The 20,340-nt window shown below is 28.3% G+C and carries 16 protein-coding genes; 3 read left to right on the top strand and 13 right to left on the bottom strand.

All coding sequences use genetic code 11. The features are described 5' to 3' along the window. Positions 1-42: 42 nt before the first annotated feature. From CDIF1296T_RS08640 to CDIF1296T_RS08615, 6 genes are all read right to left on the bottom strand, one after another. Positions 43-1,179 (bottom strand): toxic anion resistance protein, encoded by a 1,137-nt coding sequence (locus tag CDIF1296T_RS08640; RefSeq protein ID WP_003430084.1) that lies wholly within the window; start codon positions 1,177-1,179, stop codon positions 43-45. Then, positions 1,180-2,742 (bottom strand): YceG family protein, encoded by a 1,563-nt coding sequence (locus tag CDIF1296T_RS08635; protein WP_004454528.1) that lies wholly within the window; start codon positions 2,740-2,742, stop codon positions 1,180-1,182. A gap of 86 nt (positions 2,743-2,828) precedes the next feature. Further along, a complete protein-coding gene (locus CDIF1296T_RS08630) occupies positions 2,829-5,588 on the bottom strand; it encodes a calcium-translocating P-type ATPase, PMCA-type (RefSeq protein ID WP_009896778.1) in 2,760 nt (919 codons plus the stop codon). After that, the gene (locus tag CDIF1296T_RS08625; RefSeq protein WP_003430074.1) at positions 5,578-6,207 is read right to left on the bottom strand and encodes a TerD family protein; all 630 of its coding nucleotides are present in this window, start codon (positions 6,205-6,207) and stop codon (positions 5,578-5,580) included. The genes CDIF1296T_RS08630 and CDIF1296T_RS08625 overlap by 11 nt, the downstream gene beginning before the upstream one ends. Positions 6,208-6,292: 85 nt before the next feature. Then, a complete protein-coding gene (locus tag CDIF1296T_RS08620; RefSeq protein WP_004454531.1) occupies positions 6,293-6,871 on the bottom strand; it encodes a TerD family protein in 579 nt (192 codons plus the stop codon). A 38-nt stretch (positions 6,872-6,909) separates the two neighbouring features. Next, positions 6,910-7,488 carry a TerD family protein gene (locus CDIF1296T_RS08615; RefSeq protein ID WP_003420269.1) on the bottom strand — a complete coding sequence of 193 codons (579 nt, stop codon included), beginning with the start codon at positions 7,486-7,488 and terminating at the stop codon, positions 6,910-6,912. Between the two features lie 328 nt (positions 7,489-7,816). Between CDIF1296T_RS08615 and CDIF1296T_RS08610 the strand changes: the two genes are divergently transcribed. Beyond that, entirely contained in the window at positions 7,817-9,253 is a 1,437-nt protein-coding gene (locus CDIF1296T_RS08610) for a trypsin-like peptidase domain-containing protein (protein WP_009896777.1), read from the top strand. Positions 9,254-9,344: 91 nt separating this feature from the next. Here CDIF1296T_RS08610 and asnB read toward each other — a convergent pair whose 3' ends face one another. Further along, a complete protein-coding gene (gene asnB / locus CDIF1296T_RS08605; RefSeq protein ID WP_003436426.1) occupies positions 9,345-11,219 on the bottom strand; it encodes an asparagine synthase (glutamine-hydrolyzing) in 1,875 nt (624 codons plus the stop codon). A 172-nt stretch (positions 11,220-11,391) separates the two neighbouring features. Here asnB and CDIF1296T_RS08600 point away from each other — a divergent pair, with 172 nt between their 5' ends. Further along, positions 11,392-12,096 carry a superoxide dismutase gene (locus CDIF1296T_RS08600; protein WP_009889536.1) on the top strand — a complete coding sequence of 235 codons (705 nt, stop codon included), beginning with the start codon at positions 11,392-11,394 and terminating at the stop codon, positions 12,094-12,096. Positions 12,097-12,208: 112 nt separating this feature from the next. After that, positions 12,209-12,745 carry a metal-dependent hydrolase gene (locus CDIF1296T_RS08595; RefSeq protein ID WP_009889535.1) on the top strand — a complete coding sequence of 179 codons (537 nt, stop codon included), beginning with the start codon at positions 12,209-12,211 and terminating at the stop codon, positions 12,743-12,745. A 165-nt stretch (positions 12,746-12,910) separates the two neighbouring features. On the opposite strand, the gene CDIF1296T_RS08590 is transcribed toward CDIF1296T_RS08595, so the two are convergent. From CDIF1296T_RS08590 to CDIF1296T_RS08565, 6 genes are all read right to left on the bottom strand, one after another. Beyond that, positions 12,911-13,531, bottom strand: a complete 621-nt coding sequence (locus tag CDIF1296T_RS08590) for a TVP38/TMEM64 family protein (protein WP_003436409.1) — start codon at positions 13,529-13,531, stop codon at positions 12,911-12,913. 313 nt (positions 13,532-13,844) lie between these two features. Next, entirely contained in the window at positions 13,845-15,983 is a 2,139-nt protein-coding gene (gene vanT / locus CDIF1296T_RS08585) for a serine racemase VanT catalytic subunit (protein ID WP_009896776.1), read from the bottom strand. A gap of 17 nt (positions 15,984-16,000) precedes the next feature. Beyond that, positions 16,001-16,807 (bottom strand): M15 family metallopeptidase, encoded by an 807-nt coding sequence (locus tag CDIF1296T_RS08580; RefSeq protein WP_003436406.1) that lies wholly within the window; start codon positions 16,805-16,807, stop codon positions 16,001-16,003. Continuing rightward, entirely contained in the window at positions 16,804-17,904 is a 1,101-nt protein-coding gene (vanG, locus tag CDIF1296T_RS08575; RefSeq protein WP_009896774.1) for a D-alanine--D-serine ligase VanG, read from the bottom strand. The genes CDIF1296T_RS08580 and vanG overlap by 4 nt, the downstream gene beginning before the upstream one ends. Positions 17,905-18,164: 260 nt before the next feature. Continuing rightward, positions 18,165-19,247 (bottom strand): vancomycin resistance histidine kinase VanS, encoded by a 1,083-nt coding sequence (vanS, locus tag CDIF1296T_RS08570; RefSeq protein WP_021378212.1) that lies wholly within the window; start codon positions 19,245-19,247, stop codon positions 18,165-18,167. A 49-nt stretch (positions 19,248-19,296) separates the two neighbouring features. Continuing rightward, positions 19,297-19,998 (bottom strand): vancomycin resistance response regulator transcription factor VanR-G-Cd, encoded by a 702-nt coding sequence (locus CDIF1296T_RS08565; protein ID WP_003436401.1) that lies wholly within the window; start codon positions 19,996-19,998, stop codon positions 19,297-19,299. Positions 19,999-20,340: the final 342 nt, after the last annotated feature.

The following is a 20,340-nucleotide window of genomic DNA, read 5'->3' as shown; positions in this document are numbered from 1 at the left end:
TAGAAAGGGCCAACTTTATACAAATTAGCCCTTAATATAATACTACTTATTATAAATTATAGTCGTATTTAATTCTTCCAATCTCTTTGTATTATCCTTAATTAAAGCTCTATTGTTTTCTTCTATTCTCATAGTTTCATCTATACCAGATTTGATAGTATTGTACATTTTTTCCAATGTTTCTATTTGAACAGAACTTGTTCCAGCCATTCTAGCTATTTGTGCACTTTGAGTACTTACATTTTGTGCATTTCTAAGCAATAATTCATTAGTTTTGTCATCAAGTGCTTTTAGAGATTTTGCTTGTAATTCTTGCTTTTTAAGTAATATAGCTTGAGATAAACATTGTTTAAATACTGGTAAAGTTACGACAAATGCACTATTTATTTTTCTAATTAAACCATAATTATTATGTTGCATACCTCTAAGCATAGGTATTGTTTGGATAGCTATATTTTCTGCTATCCTTAAATCATAGACTCTTTGATTTAACATATCATAAACTTTTAATAGTTCTTGATAATTGACAACATCCATTTGATCTCCACTAGTCTCTGATTTTTGTTTAAAGAAAGGTAGTATTTCATTATCCATTTCTTCTATTGCCATTTCTCCAGCAACAATATATTTTTGAAGTTCATTATAAAACTCAAAGTTTTCATTTAACATAGCACCTATTTGCTTATTAGAAAGTGCTATATCTCTTTCGTATTGCTCAAGCTCAATTTGAATTTTCTCAACTTCTCCTCCCAATGTTTCATACTTTTGAAACATCATTTCAATGGCATTATTAGCTTTTTTGAAAAGTTTTTGAACGAAATTTGGTTCCTTAGTTTCTTGAAAATCGTCTAAATCAAACTTATCCATTATTTTAGTTAAATGAACCAGCATTTTAGAATTTTCTTCATTTCTATTTAATTTTATTGTATTTAAAAGGCTATCAGAAACTCTTGCTACTCCTTCAGATGCTTTCCTACCAAACTGTAAAATCGTATCTGGATTTTCTACTTCTATAAGAGATGTCAATGCCTCAACTTCCTTAGACTTTCTCAGTTCATTTTTTTTATTATTTGTATATTCCATTATATCGAAGTTTTCTTCTTGAACTGCTGTAGGCAAATTCTCAGTAACCTCTACAGAGTTCTTATCTTTTGAAAAACTATTTATATTTATCCCCATCTAAAATCGTCTCCTCTTTCCAAAAATTTTTTTAAGTAAAGGTATATCATTTTCAAGCGAATTTAATTTAAGGTCATATACCATTTTATCCAATCTGTGTACATCAATCAATTGGTTATTTATAACATTCTCTATATTGTTTTCTCCTCCTGGACATAATATGATAATATCAAATCCAATCTTACTAAGTAAAAGCATAAGAAAAACTATTTCTTTATCAAATACAATACTCTTGTACATGTATATAATCAATTTTGGGTTTATAAGTGAGTAATCGAAATTGTTCATCATATGAACAAATTTCTTATCCATGTGAAGTACTGTAAATAGACCTTTTATCTTGTCTTCTCCACTTAAACCATTCAAAAACATACTTCCTTCTAACAACTCTTCCACTTTCTCTAAAATCATAATTTGTTGATTCAATGCTAGTGTTGATATGGAATAATCTTTATTATTTAAAACAGAGTTTTTATCTATTGCACCTTTTGAATCCAATAAAAAGGATAAACTAAAAGCTTCTCTTGTAAAAGCTTTTGAAAATCTATCTACATCTCCATTAAATTCAATAAATGTTGAACTTTCCGAATCTCTTAATAAATCTAAAAACTTAATATATTCATTCTTATCGTTATATATTCCATTAATCTTAGAAAGAAAATTTGGAGCTTCTACAATAGCATCATTAAACTTAAATCCTGGTCTTAATTTAAGTGGTTGATTCCAGTATATTGATATTTCATCAACAGTTGAACTTAGAAGTAGATTTTTTATTTTTCTATCTTGGAGTTGCCAAGGTTTTATAAATCCTGCATCATTTAACAATTCCTCACTTATACGCTTTGATGCTTCTGCCCCAACAGTAAAAGCTTTTTTTACAGAACTTTTATCTATTTTTTCCCCTAAAATAACCCTTTCTTCAAAAGAAATTTTTTCTTCTATTATGTTGGCTTCTTCAAACTCTATATTGTATCTTTCTGATTTTAAAATATCTATATTACTCTTTGAATTTGGATTAAGATATAAAACATCAAAACCTGCCAAGTATAATATTAAGAGTAAATAAACTTCATGTTTTTTTATATCTCCATAAAATATTACTTTTGGAGCTTCATTTTTATTTATATCTAAAGCACCGATATAAATTTTTATCCATGCCATTATTTTCACTATAAAATTTTGTTTAACTCTATCATTAGTAAATTCTTTTTCCTCTTCTTTTAACACTCTATCCATTGCTTGCTTTATTTTATAATCAATCTCTTCAAATCCCAAAATATTTATATCTACATCTTCCATGCTAGTTCTATATTTTTGAAGTCCACTTTTAAAATAATTTATAATATCAAAATCACTAGGATTTGCTATAACATCAGTAAATAAAGCAATATCTTTTTTGCTATCAATATTTTGTTTTGTTTTAAATATCTCGAGATTGTACAAAACTTCATCTTCTAAACCAATATACGAAATAAAATAACTTAGATATCCCTTTGAAGGAGTGTAATTTCCTCTATCTGATTGGCTGGAGAATATTTTTTCAAATACCTTTGAGTCACCCATAACTATCCTCCCAATTTAAATGTTTATTCAGAACTGACCCAAAATTCATATTTTGAGTCAGTCTGTTTTCTTCTAAAAAATTTGTTTTAAGCAGTCTTTTTTGGTTTTACCAGTCTTATTATACATTTTACAACTTCATTAACCACAATTACACTTGCTGCTACACATAAAACTTTTACCCATGTCATAAAATCCATTGCTACAGAGTTAAAGAAATCTTGGAATAGCTGAGTAAATATTACTTGTGCAATTCCTGTCAACACTATTATTTGTAGTGCTAATTTGTTATGTGTAAAATTAGGGAAGATACTATCTGCATTAAACTCTCTACAGTTAAATGCATTAAACAGTGCACTAAAAGCAAATAACGCAAACATTACTGTTCCCTTATGCGCTTCATCAACTCCTAAGAAATTAAATGTAGATTGTAACATTAGTATTGCTGTTATATAAAATGCATTTAATACTATTGTATACACCATTGACTTAGAAATTATATTGGCTTTTCTATCAACAGGTTTTCTGTTTAACACATGGTCCCTAACTGGCTCTAAACCTAATGCTAGTGCTGGTGGTCCATCCATAATGATGTTTACCCATAATAATTGTATTGTAGTAAATGGCATCTCTTGTCCCATAACTTGAGATATTATAGCCACTAAAAATGCAATTACATTTACAGTTAATTGGAATTGAACGAATCTTTGGAAGTTATCATAAATTCCTCTACCCCATTTAATACCTTTTACAATGGTACTAAAACTATCATCAGTTAAAATTATGTCTGCTGCGTTTTTAGATACCTCTGTACCAGATATACCCATTGCTATACCAACATCTGCTTTTGAAAGTGCTGGAGCATCATTTATACCATCACCTGTTACTGCAACAACATCTCCGCTCTTTTGCAGAGCTGAAACTATTCTCATTTTACTATCTGGTTTACTTCTTGCCACGATTGAAATACTTTGTATCTCTTGTTTTAATTCTTCATCATCTAAAGTATCTATATATGAAGCTTCAACCACTCTCATATTATTTTTTAATAGGCCTAACTCTTCACCTATAGCTCTTGCTGTATTTATATTATCTCCTGTAAGCATTTTTACAGAAACACCAGCTTTATTTGCTGTATTTACAGACTCTATAACATCTTTTCTAAGTGGGTCTCTTATACCAACAAAACCACTAAATACTAAATTGTTTTCCATTGCACTTACATTCATAGCATCACTTTCAGCAGTTACTGCTGCTTCTTCTTCAGCTTGTGAGATTTCTTTATATGCAAACCCTAAAGTTCTCATTGATTTTATTTGCAATTTCTTTATTTCTTCTAAAATCTCATGTTTTATATTTTCAGTTAATGGAACTATGTCTTTTCCTCTTTGAATATGTGAACATAATTCAAGTAATACTTCTGGTGCTCCTTTTGATAATAGCACATGATGATTATCTCGACCTATAACAGAAGTCATTCTCTTTGAATCTGAAGTAAAAGGATTTTGAGCTACTATATTAGAATTTTTTCTAACTTGTCTATAATCTACGTTTTTGTAATATAAAAGCAATGCACATTCAGTAGCACTTCCTAAATACTTAATATCACCATCATTGTGCTCTACATCAGCTGTAGAGTTTATCATACAGTTTTCTTCAAAATAACTATTTATTTCCTCTTCTGAACTTTCAATATATCTGCCATCAACATATGCAACTTCTACAGTCATTCTATTTTCAGTTAATGTACCAGTTTTATCTGAACATATTACAGAAACAGAACCTATCGTTTCACAAGCTTCTTTTTTGGTAACTAATGCATTTATTTTAGCCATTTTTTGCATTGTTATTGCAAGTGTCATATTTATCATAGTTGGAAGACCTTCTGGCACTGCTGCAACTATCAACGCAACACATACTGTAAATGCTGTTTTAACTGGGTCTATTGATTCTAAAAACGGTAATATTCCAGACATATCTACATTTAATACATTCTTACTTATCATTTGGAAAACCATAAATATAAATAGTAATCCTGCTACTGCACTAGAAACTTTGGCTATCAAACCACCTAAATTTCCAAGTTTTATCTGAAGTGGAGTTTGCTCATCTGTTTCTGATAAGTTTTGAGCAATTTTACCCATTTCACTATTATCTCCAATTGAAGTTACAACTAGAGCTCCTCTACCATAAGCTACAAGTGTACCACCAAACACCATATTTATCTGTTTTGCAGGTATTGGCTCCTGTACTACTACTGCTCCTTTAGATTCTATCTCTTCCATAGAAACTACTACATCACACTTTTTAGATACGTCATCAGATTCTCCTGTTAACATATCTTCTCTAATTTTAAGGTTTATACTTTCTATAAGTCTACCATCAGCAGGTACCATGTCACCAGTTTCAATATATACTATATCACCTGGTACCAATTCACTCTTAGAAATTTGATGTACTTCCCCATCTCTCAATACTTTTACTTCTATGTTTTCAGTCAACTTAGAAAGAGCCTCTGCTGCTTTCTTAGAACGACCTTCTGTAATCATACCTATTGCTATACCTATTGCTATAGCACCTACAATCCCTATTGCATCATGAGTTTCCCCAATTACTGCACTTACTACTGCTGCAATAATCAAGATAACTATCATTGGTTCACTTAAACTTTCCTTTAAATCATCCCAAAAACTACCCTCTTCTTTTGGAGTAAATTCATTCAAACCATATTTTTCTCTTCTAGTCTTGACTTCTGATTCTGATAAACCTTTTTCAGGATTAACAGATAAGTCTTTTGTAACTTCTTCTTTATCTACATTATAATATTTGATATCATTATTAAATTCCATATGCACACTCAATCCTGTCTAAATTTTGCATTACTTCTTTAAGACCCGCATCTTTTGTTCCTTCACCAATTGCTTTAAATTGCCAACTTCCATCTTTTCTATATATAGCTCCTACTATAAGAGTAGTTTTTTCAGAATAATTATCAGATAGATTGTATTTTGCTATCTCTTTCTTATTACCTTGGTCTTCAACTCTTATATAGGCATTTTCTATCATTCCAAAGTGTTGTTTTCTATCTACACAATTGTATATATTTACTACAAACAATAATTTATGAATATTTGATGGAACTTTATCCAAATTAACTAGGATTTGTTCATCATCACCTGTACCCTCACCAGTTAGATTGTCTCCTGTATGCAAAACTGATTTACAGGCACTTTTTAGATTTCCAAAATAAATTAAATCTTTTATTCCACTTAATTTACCTTCTTGATTAAGCATAAATACAGATGCATCACAATCTATATCAGCTTGTCCTCCACCAAATAACGATTTAAAAAAACCTCCTCCAGATTGTTGCACAGGGTCCCATCCTAGACCTACAAGTATGTTACTCAGTCCTGGGTTAGATTTTTTTAAATCTATTTTATCACCTTTTGATAAATTAATCGACATACTAAACCTCCACAAAATTTTATATAATATAACCTATACATTATTTGTATAGGTTATTTATATTTAATATATTATATTGCTTAAATTAAACATTTAAGCCATAGTTTCTACAAAGTGCTTCTAAGCCACCTTCAAATCCTGCTCCAACTGCACTAAACTTCCATTCTCCATTATACTTATATATCTCACATACTGTAATTGCAGTTTCTATACTAAATTCTTCACCTAAGTCATATCTTAATATTTCTTCATCATTTTCAGAATTTAATACTCTTATATATGAGTTGCTTACTTGTCCAAAATTTTGTCTTCTTTCAGCAGCCTCATATATTGTAACTGTTACAGCTATCTTTTGTATATGCTTTGGCATTGTCTCTAAATTCACTAATATTTCCTCATCATCTCCATCACCTTCACCAGTTCTATTATCACCTAAGTGTTCAACTGCTCCAGATGGATGTTTTAAGTTATTGTAGAATATAAAATCTTCATCTTTTTCAACTCTTTGAGATTCTCCAACCATGAAAACACTTACATCTAAATCATAATCATAGCCACTATCAAATGAATTTGTATCCCATCCTAGTCCAAGTTTTATATTTTTAAGACCTGGATTTCCCTTAGTTAAATCGATTTTTTGTCCTTTTTTTAATACTATAGCCATGGAAAATATCCCCCTTTAGTTTATTGTTATAGTTGAAATTATAAGTTTATTCCAAAGTTTCCACATAATGCAGCAAGACCACCTTCAAAGCCAGAACCTAGTGCATTAAACTTCCATTCTCCATTGTGCTTATATATTTCAGCTACTACTATAGCTGTTTCTATACTAAAATCTTCTCCTAATTCATACTTTATTAACTCTTCATTTGTGTCTTTATCTACTATTCTTATATAAGAATTACTTACTTGTCCAAAATTTTGTCTTCTTTCTGTTGCATCATGAATTGTAACAGTAAAAGAAATCTTGCTTATTTCTCCAGGAATCTTAGATAAATCAACAACTATTTGTTCATCATCTCCATCACCTTCGCCAGTTCTGTTATCTCCTAGATGCTCAACTGCTCCAGATGTATGTTTTAAATTGTTGTAAAATACAAAATCTCCATCATTAGTAACACTTCCACTTGCTCCTGTTAAAAATGCTGCTGTATCTAAATCAAAGTCAAATCCACCATCATACTTGTTAGTATCCCATCCTAAACCTACTAAAATATTTTTAAGACCTGGATTTCCTTTAGTTAAATCAACCTTTTGGCCTTTTGATAATGTTATACCCATAATTTATCGCTCCCTTGTTAATTTTAGCTAAACAAATCTTGCTAATTATTTATCTTTTTCTTTAATCATATTATAACATTTTTTATTCATTTGTGAAGAAAACTTGCTTGATATTTTTAAAATATAATTAAAAAAATGTTTATATTTCTTACTTTTTACATAGATTTTACATACTTTATTAAATGTATAAAAGCTATGTTTAATATGTAATTATATATCATTTATATAAACAAGTACATATTTTATTTTGAAACTACAAAATTATTGTACTATATTGTTTTAAGTTGTTTTATAATAGATTATATCATCTTATTATAGGAGAAAAAATATGATTTGTACTATTAAACCATTAAAGATTTCAATAAAAAAGTCTACTGAACCTCTAATTGAATTTATATCTGATACTACCTATAAAAATAAGGGTTCTTCATATATTAAAGAAGTCTACTTTACAAGATATATAGGTGTTGATGATTCAATTGATAAATACATAGAAAAAATTAAAAATATAGATACTTATTTTTTTAATAATCCTACAATTCCCTATATTAGATTAAACAATCTAAAAATAAATTTTGACAAAGAACAAACAGATAAGATGCTTAAAATTTTTAATATTTATGATAGTTCTAAGTTTAACAGTTGGGATTTATATAATATCGACTTTCCATGTAAAATAGAAAATGACACCTTAAATTGGACTAAAAAGATTGTATTTAAAAATACTTTAGATTTATTTTCCACAAGTATGCCAAATTGTACATCCTCTATCATCAAAAACTTTGCAGTTAAACTTTTGTGTTGGATGGACTATTTTCTACCTAAATTATTTTATAACAAGGTGAAGACTACTATTTCACCAAAGATAGTATACTTTGGAAATATTAAAAGGCAAGAACTTTTTTTCTTATATTTTTTATCACAACTTGGGTGTGATATTTTATATATAAATCCAAATAAAGATATTCTTGATTTATATCCTGAATGTTCAAAATTTTCTACTCTATTTGAACTTTCTAGGAAGACTCCAAATATATTAGAAATACCTTTTGAAAGGCATATTACAAATATAAATTACAGTGAAAATACCAATAAGACTTCTCCTACTACGAATAAACCTAACTCTAAAAATACACTTAATAACACAAATCTAACATCTAAAAAAATTGTACAAGATGAGGAAGTAGAACTTTCTTATGAAGACCTTGCAAAGTTATCAGCTTCTGTTGTTATGATTGTTGTGTGCAATAACGAAAATAAACCGTTTAAGAGCGGTTCTGGAGTAGTAATAAATAATGAAGGTTATATACTTACGAATCTTCATGTAGTCAATGATGGGTATTCATTTTTAGTTAGATTTGAAAATGATGATAAAGTTTATACATCTTACCAAATTATAAAATACCATTCAGATTATGATTTAGCTGTGATAAAGGTTAATAGAAAATGCAAGCCAATACCTGTTAAAGTCAGTAAAAAACCTGTGAGAGGTCAAAAAATAGTTGCAATTGGAAGCCCTTTAGGTCTTTTTAATACAGTTTCAGATGGAATTATTTCAGCTTTTCGTGATTTTGAAACGGTTCAAATGATACAATTTACAGCTCCAATCTCTAGTGGTAGTTCAGGAGGAGCTCTTTTAGATATGTTTGGAAACTTACTAGGATTGATTTCCGCTGGATATGATGATGGACAAAACTTAAATTTAGCTGTTGAAAGTAATCTTGTCAAAATATTTGCCAATAATTTTATTGAGATAGTAAACTAATCAATCAAAGTTCTACTTATCCTATTCCATAATAATCAGGAGGGTGAAAACATTGCATGCTTTTGCCCTCTGATTAATATTGAAAAAAGTATTAATACTCGACATTTTTATGCTCAATAAATAATTGATGCCATAGACAAAATGTAAATATAGTCCATATTTTTCTCGAATTATCTCTATGACCTTTAAGATGCGTATCTAAAAGTTTTATTGCATATTTTTTATCTATAAATTCATCTACATTTGAATTATAAATAGTTTCCTTTACAATATCCCCTAGAGAATCTTTTAACCAAACTCTTATTGGAGTTGGAAATCCTAATTTTTTCCTTTGAACAACATGTTCTGGGACTATTTCTCTAAACGCCTCTCTAAGTAAAACTTTTGTATTATTCTTATTTATTTTTTGCTCCATTCTTAAATTTTTTGCTACATCAAATACATCTTTATATAAAAATGGTACTCTAAGTTCAACCTGCTCAGCTGTAGAAAGTTTGCTAATTTTTTGAAGTATATCGCCTTGAAGCCATGTATTCACATCTATATGTTGCATTTTACTTATATAATCGTAATTATTTTTTTGTGCATCTCTATACAAATTAGACAACAGGTATTCATATATATTCTTTTCCTTATACTTAAAAAAGAATCTTTTTACTTCGCTGTTTTCAAAAACTTTTGCATTTCCTATATATCTTTTTTCTAATGGTGTTGTAGCTCTATAAAGATAATTTCTTCCTTTTATGTTTGGCATAAGTTCTGAAACTCTTCCTAATATACTTTTAATATAAGTAGGTGAATTGACAACTGATTTCATAGTACTATACTCTTTATATATATTATATCCTCCAAATAATTCATCTGCTCCTTCTCCAGACAATGCTACTTTAACATGTTTACCTGCCTCTTTAATTAAGAAATAAAGACCTACTTCTGAAGGGTCTGCTATAGGGTCATCCAAAGAATAAATTACATTCGGTAATGATTTTATATATTCATCTTGTGTTATATTAATCTGGATATTTTCTATACCTAACTTATCAGCTGTTTTCTTTGCTACTTCTAATTCACTATATCCTTTGACACTAAAGCCTGCAGAAAAAGATTTTATATTTGGATTAATTTGTGAAGCCACAGTAGTTATAATAGATGAATCTATTCCACCAGACAAAAATGTTCCAATTTCTTTCTCCTCTTCCATATGAGTTACTATTGAATCTACTACTATATTTCTTATATCATCCTCGTTCACATCTCTATTGCCTAAGTGATTTTTAGTATAAAAAAATTTTGTACTACTTCTAAACTCAAGTTTATTATATCTCTTTAAAGATAGTATACCATTTTCTACCCTAAAATAGTGACCTGCTGGTATCAGCCTTATTCCTTGTATCATAGTATCTTCAGGAAGTACATATTGAAATGAAAAATAACTTTGTAAGCTTCTTTCATTTATATTTAAATTTTTCATATATTCAAGTAAAAACTTATACTCTGAGGAAAAAATTATTGCATTTTCCTTATTTATATAATAGAGTGGTTTTATCCCAAATAAATCTCTTGCTCCAAATATACTTTCATTTTCTCTATCATAGATTATAAAGTTGAACATTCCTTTAATCTTATGTACACAATTCTTACCAAATTCTATATAAGATGCCAATAAGACTTCAATATCATCATTTGTAGTAAAATTGTGTCCTTTTTTAATTAATTCTTCTTTTATTTCATGATAGTTATATATATTTCCATTAAAAACAATAACTTTTCCATCTTTTTCAAATGGTTTATTTCCATAAATAGCATCAATTACATTAAATCTTTCAAAATCAAAAGTTTTTTCCTCATCCTTATACTCTATTCTACTAGAAAGTCTTGTATTATTTACAGATTCTTTTATTTTAAATTTAATATCTTCTTTTTTAGATATATCACCTTTATAATAAATTGAAATATTGCCGTCCATATAATCAAAATTCCTTTCTGTCCTTTAGTCTTATTCTATATTTCATAGTTTTGTCTTTGGCTTTAAAACTTATTCAATTTAAAATGAAATTGCTATTAAATTCTTATAAATTATCTGTTAATATTTCATATTTTTTTTATTTCTAGAAATACTATATTAGGAGGTGATTTTTATGAAGAAAAAAATATTAATACCAGTTATTATGTCTTTATTTATAATCTCACAGTGCATAACTTCATTTGCTTTTACACCTGAAAATAACAAATTTAAGGTTAAACCATTACCTTATGCATATGATGCACTTGAACCTTATATAGATAAAGAAACAATGAAACTGCATCATGATAAGCATTATCAAGCTTATGTTGATAAATTAAATGCTGCTCTTGAAAAATATCCTGAGCTTTATAATTATTCTTTATGTGAATTATTGCAAAATTTAGATTCTTTACCTAAAGATATTGCTACAACTGTAAGAAATAATGCAGGTGGAGCTTATAATCATAAATTCTTTTTTGATATAATGACACCAGAAAAAACCATACCTTCTGAATCTTTAAAAGAAGCTATTGATAGAGACTTTGGTTCTTTTGAAAAATTTAAGCAAGAGTTCCAAAAATCTGCTTTAGATGTCTTTGGTTCTGGTTGGGCTTGGCTTGTAGCTACTAAAGATGGGAAATTATCTATTATGACTACTCCAAATCAGGATAGCCCTGTAAGTAAAAACCTAACTCCTATAATAGGACTTGATGTTTGGGAGCATGCTTACTATTTAAAATATCAAAATAGAAGAAATGAATACATTGACAACTGGTTTAATGTAGTAAATTGGAATGGTGCTTTAGAAAATTACAAAAATTTAAAATCTCAAGATTAATTAAATATTAAAATCCTTTTGAAAAAAACTTATGTTTGCTATATAATATAATAAAAGATAGTCTAAATTTACCAATATAATGTTTATAGTGACGATTCAGGAGGATTTTTATATGATAAAAGAAACACATGAAAGGGGAGGTTATATATTCGCACTTTTGATACTCCCCTTTATAAACAATCTATACCTAGTTAAATACGATATTGCATATAAAATAGTATTAATTATAATTTATATTTATTTTGCATATTTAGGTTCTTTATTTCCAGATATAGATATGAGAGGTTCTTACATAAGTAAAAAATTTATGTTAATATACAAATTATTTGGAAGTAGGTTTAGACATAGAGGGTTTACTCACAGTCTAATTGCCTTATTACTTATTTATAGTTTTTTTAAATCTCTGACAATCTTCACTAACAATAATATAGTTTTCTCATGTTTGTCCAGTGGGTTTATAATAGGATATCTATCTCACTTGTGTCTTGACCTTATTACTAAAGAAGGTATTGAATTGTTTTATCCCATTACCATAAACATTTCTTTACTACCTATAAAAACTAACTCAAAAACAGAAAAATTCATATCTAAGCTATTAAATTTCATAGTTATTTTTTTGATTGGATATCAATTTTATATTTTATTATAGTTGTAGAAAAAATAAATAACAATATTTTGAACTAAGTATAAATAAGTTTTATATATTTTAGTTTACAAAAGAACTAAAAATTTTGTACCTTAATACAAAAAATAAAACGTATCTTAAAATAATTTAGTACTAAATAATTTTAAGATACGTTTTATTTCGTACAAGCTAAATCATTTTATCATCTTTATCATTGTGATGTTTTTTATGATGGAAATCATAATTATGATTTTCAAGATTTTTATTTACTCTATTTCCAATCTTCCATGACAAAAACACCAATAATATAAATGATGCTATCTTTAAAGGACTTGTTATAAAACCTTCTATATCACTTGCCACGTAACTTATAACTATAAACATTACAAATTTTCCTGCCAACATTGCTGGCACAAAATCTTTTAAATCTTTTTTACCAAAAGCTGATGCGATAGTAACTAAACAACCGGGCATAAATGGACAGGCATACGCTATAAATAATAACTTAAATCCCTGTTTATCCATCCAACTTATTGCTTTTTCAGTTTTACTATTTCTCAACTTATTAAAAAGCTTACTATCATTAAATCTGCTTATTAATAAGAATAATGAAGTTGTCCCAAGTCCTGAGCCAATCCATGATAACAAACATCCAATAAATAATCCTTGTATTGCAGCATTTGCTGTAACTATAGCAACAAGTGGTAAGGCTGGTATAAAGCTTTCTATAAATGCACTTAATAAGCCGATTATTGTGGCTAACACCCAATAATTTTGAGTCAAATCAAGTAATTCTTGTATATACTGCATATTGCTTTTCCCCTTTTTTAACTTTAACTATTATTATATACTCTATATGTTTATTATATACCAATCTCAAAAAATGAATCTAATATTAAAAAGTAAATAATCTATATAAGTTTACAGTTAAGGTATAATTATTTTATTATATATTATAACAAAAAAGGTGATGTTTCAAAATAAAAATCTGAAACATCACCTTTTTATAGCTTAAATTGTCATGTAAGTTATAAAAAATATATATTAGACATAATATTACTAAAAATGTCTAGTCAGATTAAAATAAATTACACAGTACAACAAATATTACTATTTAATTGAGTTACTTCTTTATAACATTTAACCTCCTTCCTACTCTGCTCAATAATTCATTTGATATACTACATGAGTTATTTGCAACTTCAGAAGCAGATAATTCAGATAAATTATCTCTTCCTATTATTATTGCCGTATTACCAACTTCTACATTAGGTATATCTGTAATATCAACAGCAAGTTGGTCCATGCAAATTCGACCCACTATTGCTGCTCTACAACCATTTATTATTACGTAACTTTTTCCACAGGATAAATTTCTAGGTATACCATCGGCATAGCCAATAGATAATATAGCAATTACGCTATCTCTGCTTGCAATAAAGACTCTTCCATATCCAAAACTATCATCTTTTTGTATTTTTCTAATAAGAATTACTTGTGATTTTAAGGATAAAACAGGTCGTAAATCAAGTTGCAATTTAGTCGTATCATTTGGAGAACTTAATATCCCGTATAATGCAATTCCAATTCTTACATAATTACACTTAAGATTGGGATAATTAAAAAAACCATAACTACTTTGAATATGTACTTTAGGAATTTTTACACCTTTTTTTAACAGAAAATCAATTAACTTATAAAAACATTCAATTTGTTTATTTGTAAAGTCTACATCTTCATCTTTCAGACTATCTGAAACACACAAGTGTGTAAATATGCCACATATATCTAAGTATTTTAATTTAAATGCCTTTAAAATTGACCTCACATCATTAACATCAAAACCCAGTCTGTGCATACCTGTATCAATTTTAATGTGTGATTTTATGTTGTATTTCTGTTTGTTTAAAGAGATAGCATGATTAAGGTCAATAACACTCTGTGTAAGATTGTATTTATGAAGTTCCTTTGCCCTTATTGGGTTAGTATATCCAAGAATCAATATTTCTCCTAGTATTCCATATCGACGTAAATCAATCCCCTCATCTATTGTTGCTACTGCAAATGCTTTTACACCTATTTGGTTTGCACAAGTCGCTACTTCAAAAGCACTATGACCATAGGCATTAGCTTTTACAACTGCCATCAATTCACAATCTTCTGGCATAGCTTTTTGTATCATCTTTACATTATGTTCCAAATTATTTAAATCAATTTCAATCCAAGCTCTATTGGTATTTACCTTATGTTCTCCTTTCAAGTCTTTTTTTAGAGGTTTAAGAATCAATATAATAATTATAGAAGCTATAAAAGATGCTATACTTACCACTATATAATGAATAAGGCTATTGTCAACCAAGACAGTTTGTATTCCGAATATTTTAGAAAACATACGAATAACAACAATCATCATAGGATGTATAATATAAATAATTAATGATGATGTTCGCAATAACCTAGCTCGAGAACCTTTCAAAAATGTTAAGGCTGTAAATAAGAAATACATACATGGCAATAACATAATATACATGCTATCATGACGCTGTACCCCTAGTTTATGTAAAAACATTCCCTCACATAACATAAGTAAGAATGATATAAGAAATCCAATCAAGCTATTTTTAGTTGACATATAATTAGATTTATTAGATATTATTCCACCAAGTATGAAAAATACAGGTGCAAAAAATATGCCATTTCGTGTATAATCTGATACTTCAAAAATATACCCATATAAATTCTTTAATAGTGGTATTTTTTCTAAAAAACCATAATAACTATCACCAAACATACCAATTACATAAATAACAATAGTGATTACTAGTGAGTACTTTAAACCTAGTTTTTTTACAAGAAAGTATGCAATACTTGCACCAATAATTGATGCAGGAAGATACCATAAATGATATAAAGTCCCATCAAATACAATGTCCTTAATAATATTGGGCACTAAATTATTCATGGAAAAATATCCAGTGTAAATATTTAAGGGAATATAAATTACAATAGCTATCCCGTAAATAAATAATACATTTTTTAGAAAAGATTTCAGTTTATTACAATTATAATTATATGTTGAAATTAGAAAAAAGCCTGATAGCATAAAAAAGAATGGCACAGCAATACGAGCAATTATACTAGTTAACACAAAGTCAGCCATTTTACTATATGATAATAATGGAGATGTATGAATTGCAATTATAAGTAATGCAGCTATAATCCTAAAATAATCAAGCCCTGCATAAGATTTATTCCTAATCATTCTTGTTCCTCCATTTCTTAGTCCTTTCTATTTCTCCAAAATGTCACAATAAAACCATCCTTATTGTTACCCGATATTTGATATACACATTGTTCAGGTATAGAGATTCTCACTTCTTCTTTAGTATGAATAGGCACATAAAAGATTTCTATAATTTTTTCTTTATCTTCTATTTTTAAACAATTTGTATACGAAAATCTCTTAATATATTCTATATATTCTTCAAGAGCGAGATTCATTTTATTGATAATCTCAGAATGCGGATATCCCACATAACGAAAATGCCATGGTTCTTGAGATATTCCTGTTATTTCTTCTTTTTTACACTGATAACGCTCTATAAAACCATAATGTAGTGCTGCCTTACGAAACTCATTACAAATACCATTATAAGGAAATTCAGGGCAGATAAAATCTATAACTTCTTTCTTTAACCCTAAATCAATAGCAAGCCCTGTCTGATGTTCACTGTGATTTGGAAGTGCTACAAACTTTTTAGTAAAGTCTTTTCCATTGTCACGCAGAGAACTTGAATATATATCTTGTTGTTCCTCTGCAGTACGATATCCACTTACAGGTACTATTTCATTTATTCCACATATACTTTTTAAAATATTTTGTAAAATGTTTGTAGCTTCACGTTTCATAAGAATACTTGGAAACCTTGTATCTACAGGAATTAAATCTATATCTTCAGATGTTTTAACTGGTAAAAAAGCATTTACTAGAATTAGATTCCCATCATAAACTTTATCTTTAGTCAATAAGATAGTATTTGTCATTTTATCTTCTTTATTTTTATCTAATAAAATATTATTCATCATTTTATGTACACCTCAATTATCTTGTCCAATATTTCTTCAAAAGACAGTCCAATACCTTTCATCATATTTGGATAACGACTATGAGAAGTAAAGCCAGGAATTGTATTGACTTCATTAAAAATAATTTCACCAGATGGAGTTAAAAACATATCTACTCTAGCAAATCCAGAACATCCAAGAGTTCTATAAATAATTTTTGCTGTCTCTTGTATTCTTTTCTCACAATCCAAATCAATTCTAGCTGGCATATGAATTTTTGAACTTTTCAATGTATATTTTTCTGTATAATCAAAAAATCCTTTTGACAATTCTATTTCATCTACTCTTCCAACAAGTAAGTCATTGTTTCCTAAAACTGCACACCCTACCTCAAAACCATCAATATTTTCCTCAATTATTACTTCATTATCATGTTCAAAAGCCAAGTCTACTGCTACTTGTAACTCTTCTTTTTTATAAATTTTACTAATACCAAATGATGAACCTGCACGCACAGGTTTTATAAATAATGGATAAGTTAAGTCTTTTGACAGTTCAGCCACATTAAATTTATCTGAGTATTTTAGTAATATTGATTTTGGTACTTTAATACCTTCTGAATGAACAAGTTTATGTGATTTGTCTTTGTCCATACATAATGCTGAAGAAAGAGTACCACATCCAATAACCTGTATACCTGCCAATTCAAATAACCCCTGCACTGTTCCATCTTCTCCATTTTTTCCATGCAATACAGGAAACACAAAATCAAGTTTAGTGTATTTAATATCATTTTCACATGATTCAATAGCACTATTTGGAATATGATTCTGAGAAACAGCATCAGGAATTAAAAATTCAATAATACCATTTTTGACACGGTTCTGCGAAACAATAACTGGAATTATATCAGTATCCCTTTCAAACCAAGTGTTATTCTGGATATTATTATAATCTCCAATATAATGATACCAATTACCCTCCCTTGTAATTCCAATTGGTATAATATCATATTTTTCCGTATTCAAATTCTCAAGTACTGCAAAAGCTGATTGTAATGATACATCATATTCTGTTGAGTTTCCACCAAATATAACTGCAATTTTTTTATTATTCATCTTTGATTCTCCTTTGTTGATTTATTTATTTTTATACAATCTACAGAAACATGTTAAAATACTTTTTCTATTTCAAATCCAATCAACCTTCACTTACAATTGCATCTGTTCCACATAATATATTTTCACATTTTTCTATTGATATAATTACTGTATCAAAATAAAAGCACTCTTGTTTTGATACAGTAATTATATCAATAACAAGAGTGCTCTTTATTTATTTATCCTAAAGAATTTCCTATTTTTTTATACTTAAATTCTTACAAATTTCCTACAATCGGAATAATAACCTTAAAGGTAATTATATTGTTCTCGCTATGAGCTGTTATTGTCCCGTTATGAAGCTCCACTATTTCTTTAGCTATAGCAAGTCCCAACCCAGCTCTACCACTGTTTGAATTACGAGATGTATCCAACCTGTAAAATTGTTCAAAAATACGCTCAAGTTTTTCCTCTGGAATCGTATTGCTATGATTCATAAATTTAAGCTTTATATAATCATCCTCCTGTACAGCTGTTATTTCAATAGTAGTATCTTCAAAACTATAATAAACAGCATTTCGTAATAAGTTATCAAATACACGTTGCATTTTATTAACATCACACCTTATCATCATATTTGGTGTAACATTCAGTGTATATTTTAAATTCTTACTCATCAAAGTAGGTTTAAACTCATATGTTAGTTGTTCAAGCATACGAGTTAAGCTTACTGTACTGTATTCAAGTGATATATTTGATAAATTAAACCTTGTAATTTCAAAGAATTCATTAATTAAATCTTCAAGACGCTCTGCCTTATCCAACGAAATAGATAAATATTTTTTTCGCAGTTCTTCAGAAATCTGACTTTCATCTCGAAGTAGTGTCAGATACCCTATAACTGATGTAAGTGGTGTTTTTAAATCATGTGCAAGATAAACAATAAGTTCATTCTTACGTTGTTCTGCCATTTGTGTCTCAAATTTACGTTGTTCAAGTATATGTTTAATTGAGTTTATTTTCTTTTCTATTGCCAATAACTCTGGAGATAAAGCCACTTCTCCAACATCTTCTTTGATAAGAGAGTCAATACCTTGATTTATTTCACTAAAATATTTTGTAAACCAATTTAAATAAACACGGAATATTATAAAAAACACAATCACCATAGCTAGTATCATGAAGAGCTCCATGCTATTACGGAAAATCTGCTGATATAAATTCAATGCAGCTTTATATTCCATACGAAAAGCATTTTCAAAAAATGATACTATCCAGATAGAAAACTTACCATACAATATAAAAGAATATAAAATCCATATGAAAATAATGGCTATAAATGCCATTAAAGCTGTTCTCATAAAAATTTTATTTCTCACTTGAGTAAAGTCAGGATTGACTTTAATATTTTTACTTTTCAATTGTATAACCTACTCCCCATACAGTTTTTATAAATTTCGGGTTTTTAGAAGGTTCATGAATTTTTTCACGTAATCGCCCTATATGAGCCATAACTGTGTTATTATTATCAAGATATTTTTCTCCCCATACAGCTTCAAACAATTCTTCAGAAGGAACCACTTTTCCTTGATGTTCACATAAATACCAAAGAATAGAAAATTCAATCGGTGTTAATGCTACTTCTTTCCCAAATAAACTACATTTATGTGTTTCTTTATTGATAATCAATCCTTTAATATCATACTCATTAACAATTATCGACTGTTGTTCATAAGAATTATTATATCGCATATATCTTCTTAATTGTGTCTTTACTCTTGCAACAACTTCCAAAGGGTTAAATGGCTTTGTTATATAATCATCAGCACCTATGGTTAAACCCATTATCTTGTCTATATCTTCAATTTTAGCTGTTAACATAATGATAGGATAATAGTATTTTTCTCGAATTTTCTGGCAAATATGAAATCCATCAATATCAGGAAGCATAATATCTAAAATAGCCATATCCAAATTTTTAGATTCAATACATTCTAGAGCTTCCTTACCTGTATAAAACTTGTATACTGTAAAACCTTCATTTTTTAAATATACTTCAATTAAATCTGCTATTTCTTTTTCATCATCCACAATCAAAATATTTTCGTTCATAGATTATTTTTCACTCTCCTTATTATCGAGGTCATCATTTATAATATTGGTAAATTTACATATCAAATAATTACAAGCATATTTGTAACTAATTTTTATAAGAAAAGAACTACTACATCAGAATGTGTTGATGCTACCATTGGAACACAAAAACTGAGATTAATTGTTATTATAAAAACTCCCCTAACACGTCCTTATTATCGCATAACAGGTATTAACTTTCAATAAAAATATCTATCAGTCAAACACAATTCAATTTATTATACCAGAGACAATCCATATAAAAAATAATTAAACCTATGTATGTAACCACAGACATTACTAAAATTTCCATGTTATTTT

The organism is Clostridioides difficile ATCC 9689 = DSM 1296 (assembly GCF_001077535.1).
GTDB classification, from domain to species: Bacteria; Bacillota; Clostridia; order Peptostreptococcales; family Peptostreptococcaceae; genus Clostridioides; species Clostridioides difficile.
Note: the sequence above shows the minus strand (reverse complement) of the source record. Positions and strands in the feature narration are given on the sequence as shown.

Excerpts from the sequence above, each read along its gene's own strand:
- CDIF1296T_RS08600 (WP_009889536.1), top strand. The coding sequence starts at position 11,392 with ATGAAGAAAAAAATATTAATACCAGTTATTATGTCTTTATTTATAATC.
- vanT (WP_009896776.1), bottom strand. The coding sequence starts at position 15,983 with ATGATTAGGAATAAATCTTATGCAGGGCTTGATTATTTTAGGATTATA.
- CDIF1296T_RS08595 (WP_009889535.1), top strand. The coding sequence starts at position 12,209 with ATGATAAAAGAAACACATGAAAGGGGAGGTTATATATTCGCACTTTTG.
- CDIF1296T_RS08580 (WP_003436406.1), bottom strand. The coding sequence starts at position 16,807 with ATGATGAATAATATTTTATTAGATAAAAATAAAGAAGATAAAATGACA.
- CDIF1296T_RS08625 (WP_003430074.1), bottom strand. The coding sequence starts at position 6,207 with ATGTCGATTAATTTATCAAAAGGTGATAAAATAGATTTAAAAAAATCT.
- CDIF1296T_RS08640 (WP_003430084.1), bottom strand. The coding sequence starts at position 1,179 with ATGGGGATAAATATAAATAGTTTTTCAAAAGATAAGAACTCTGTAGAG.
- CDIF1296T_RS08620 (WP_004454531.1), bottom strand. The coding sequence starts at position 6,871 with ATGGCTATAGTATTAAAAAAAGGACAAAAAATCGATTTAACTAAGGGA.
- CDIF1296T_RS08615 (WP_003420269.1), bottom strand. The coding sequence starts at position 7,488 with ATGGGTATAACATTATCAAAAGGCCAAAAGGTTGATTTAACTAAAGGA.
- asnB (WP_003436426.1), bottom strand. The coding sequence starts at position 11,219 with ATGGACGGCAATATTTCAATTTATTATAAAGGTGATATATCTAAAAAA.
- CDIF1296T_RS08565 (WP_003436401.1), bottom strand. The coding sequence starts at position 19,998 with ATGAACGAAAATATTTTGATTGTGGATGATGAAAAAGAAATAGCAGAT.
- CDIF1296T_RS08635 (WP_004454528.1), bottom strand. The coding sequence starts at position 2,742 with ATGGGTGACTCAAAGGTATTTGAAAAAATATTCTCCAGCCAATCAGAT.
- vanS (WP_021378212.1), bottom strand. The coding sequence starts at position 19,247 with ATGAGAACAGCTTTAATGGCATTTATAGCCATTATTTTCATATGGATT.
- CDIF1296T_RS08590 (WP_003436409.1), bottom strand. The coding sequence starts at position 13,531 with ATGCAGTATATACAAGAATTACTTGATTTGACTCAAAATTATTGGGTG.
- vanG (WP_009896774.1), bottom strand. The coding sequence starts at position 17,904 with ATGAATAATAAAAAAATTGCAGTTATATTTGGTGGAAACTCAACAGAA.
- CDIF1296T_RS08610 (WP_009896777.1), top strand. The coding sequence starts at position 7,817 with ATGATTTGTACTATTAAACCATTAAAGATTTCAATAAAAAAGTCTACT.
- CDIF1296T_RS08630 (WP_009896778.1), bottom strand. The coding sequence starts at position 5,588 with ATGGAATTTAATAATGATATCAAATATTATAATGTAGATAAAGAAGAA.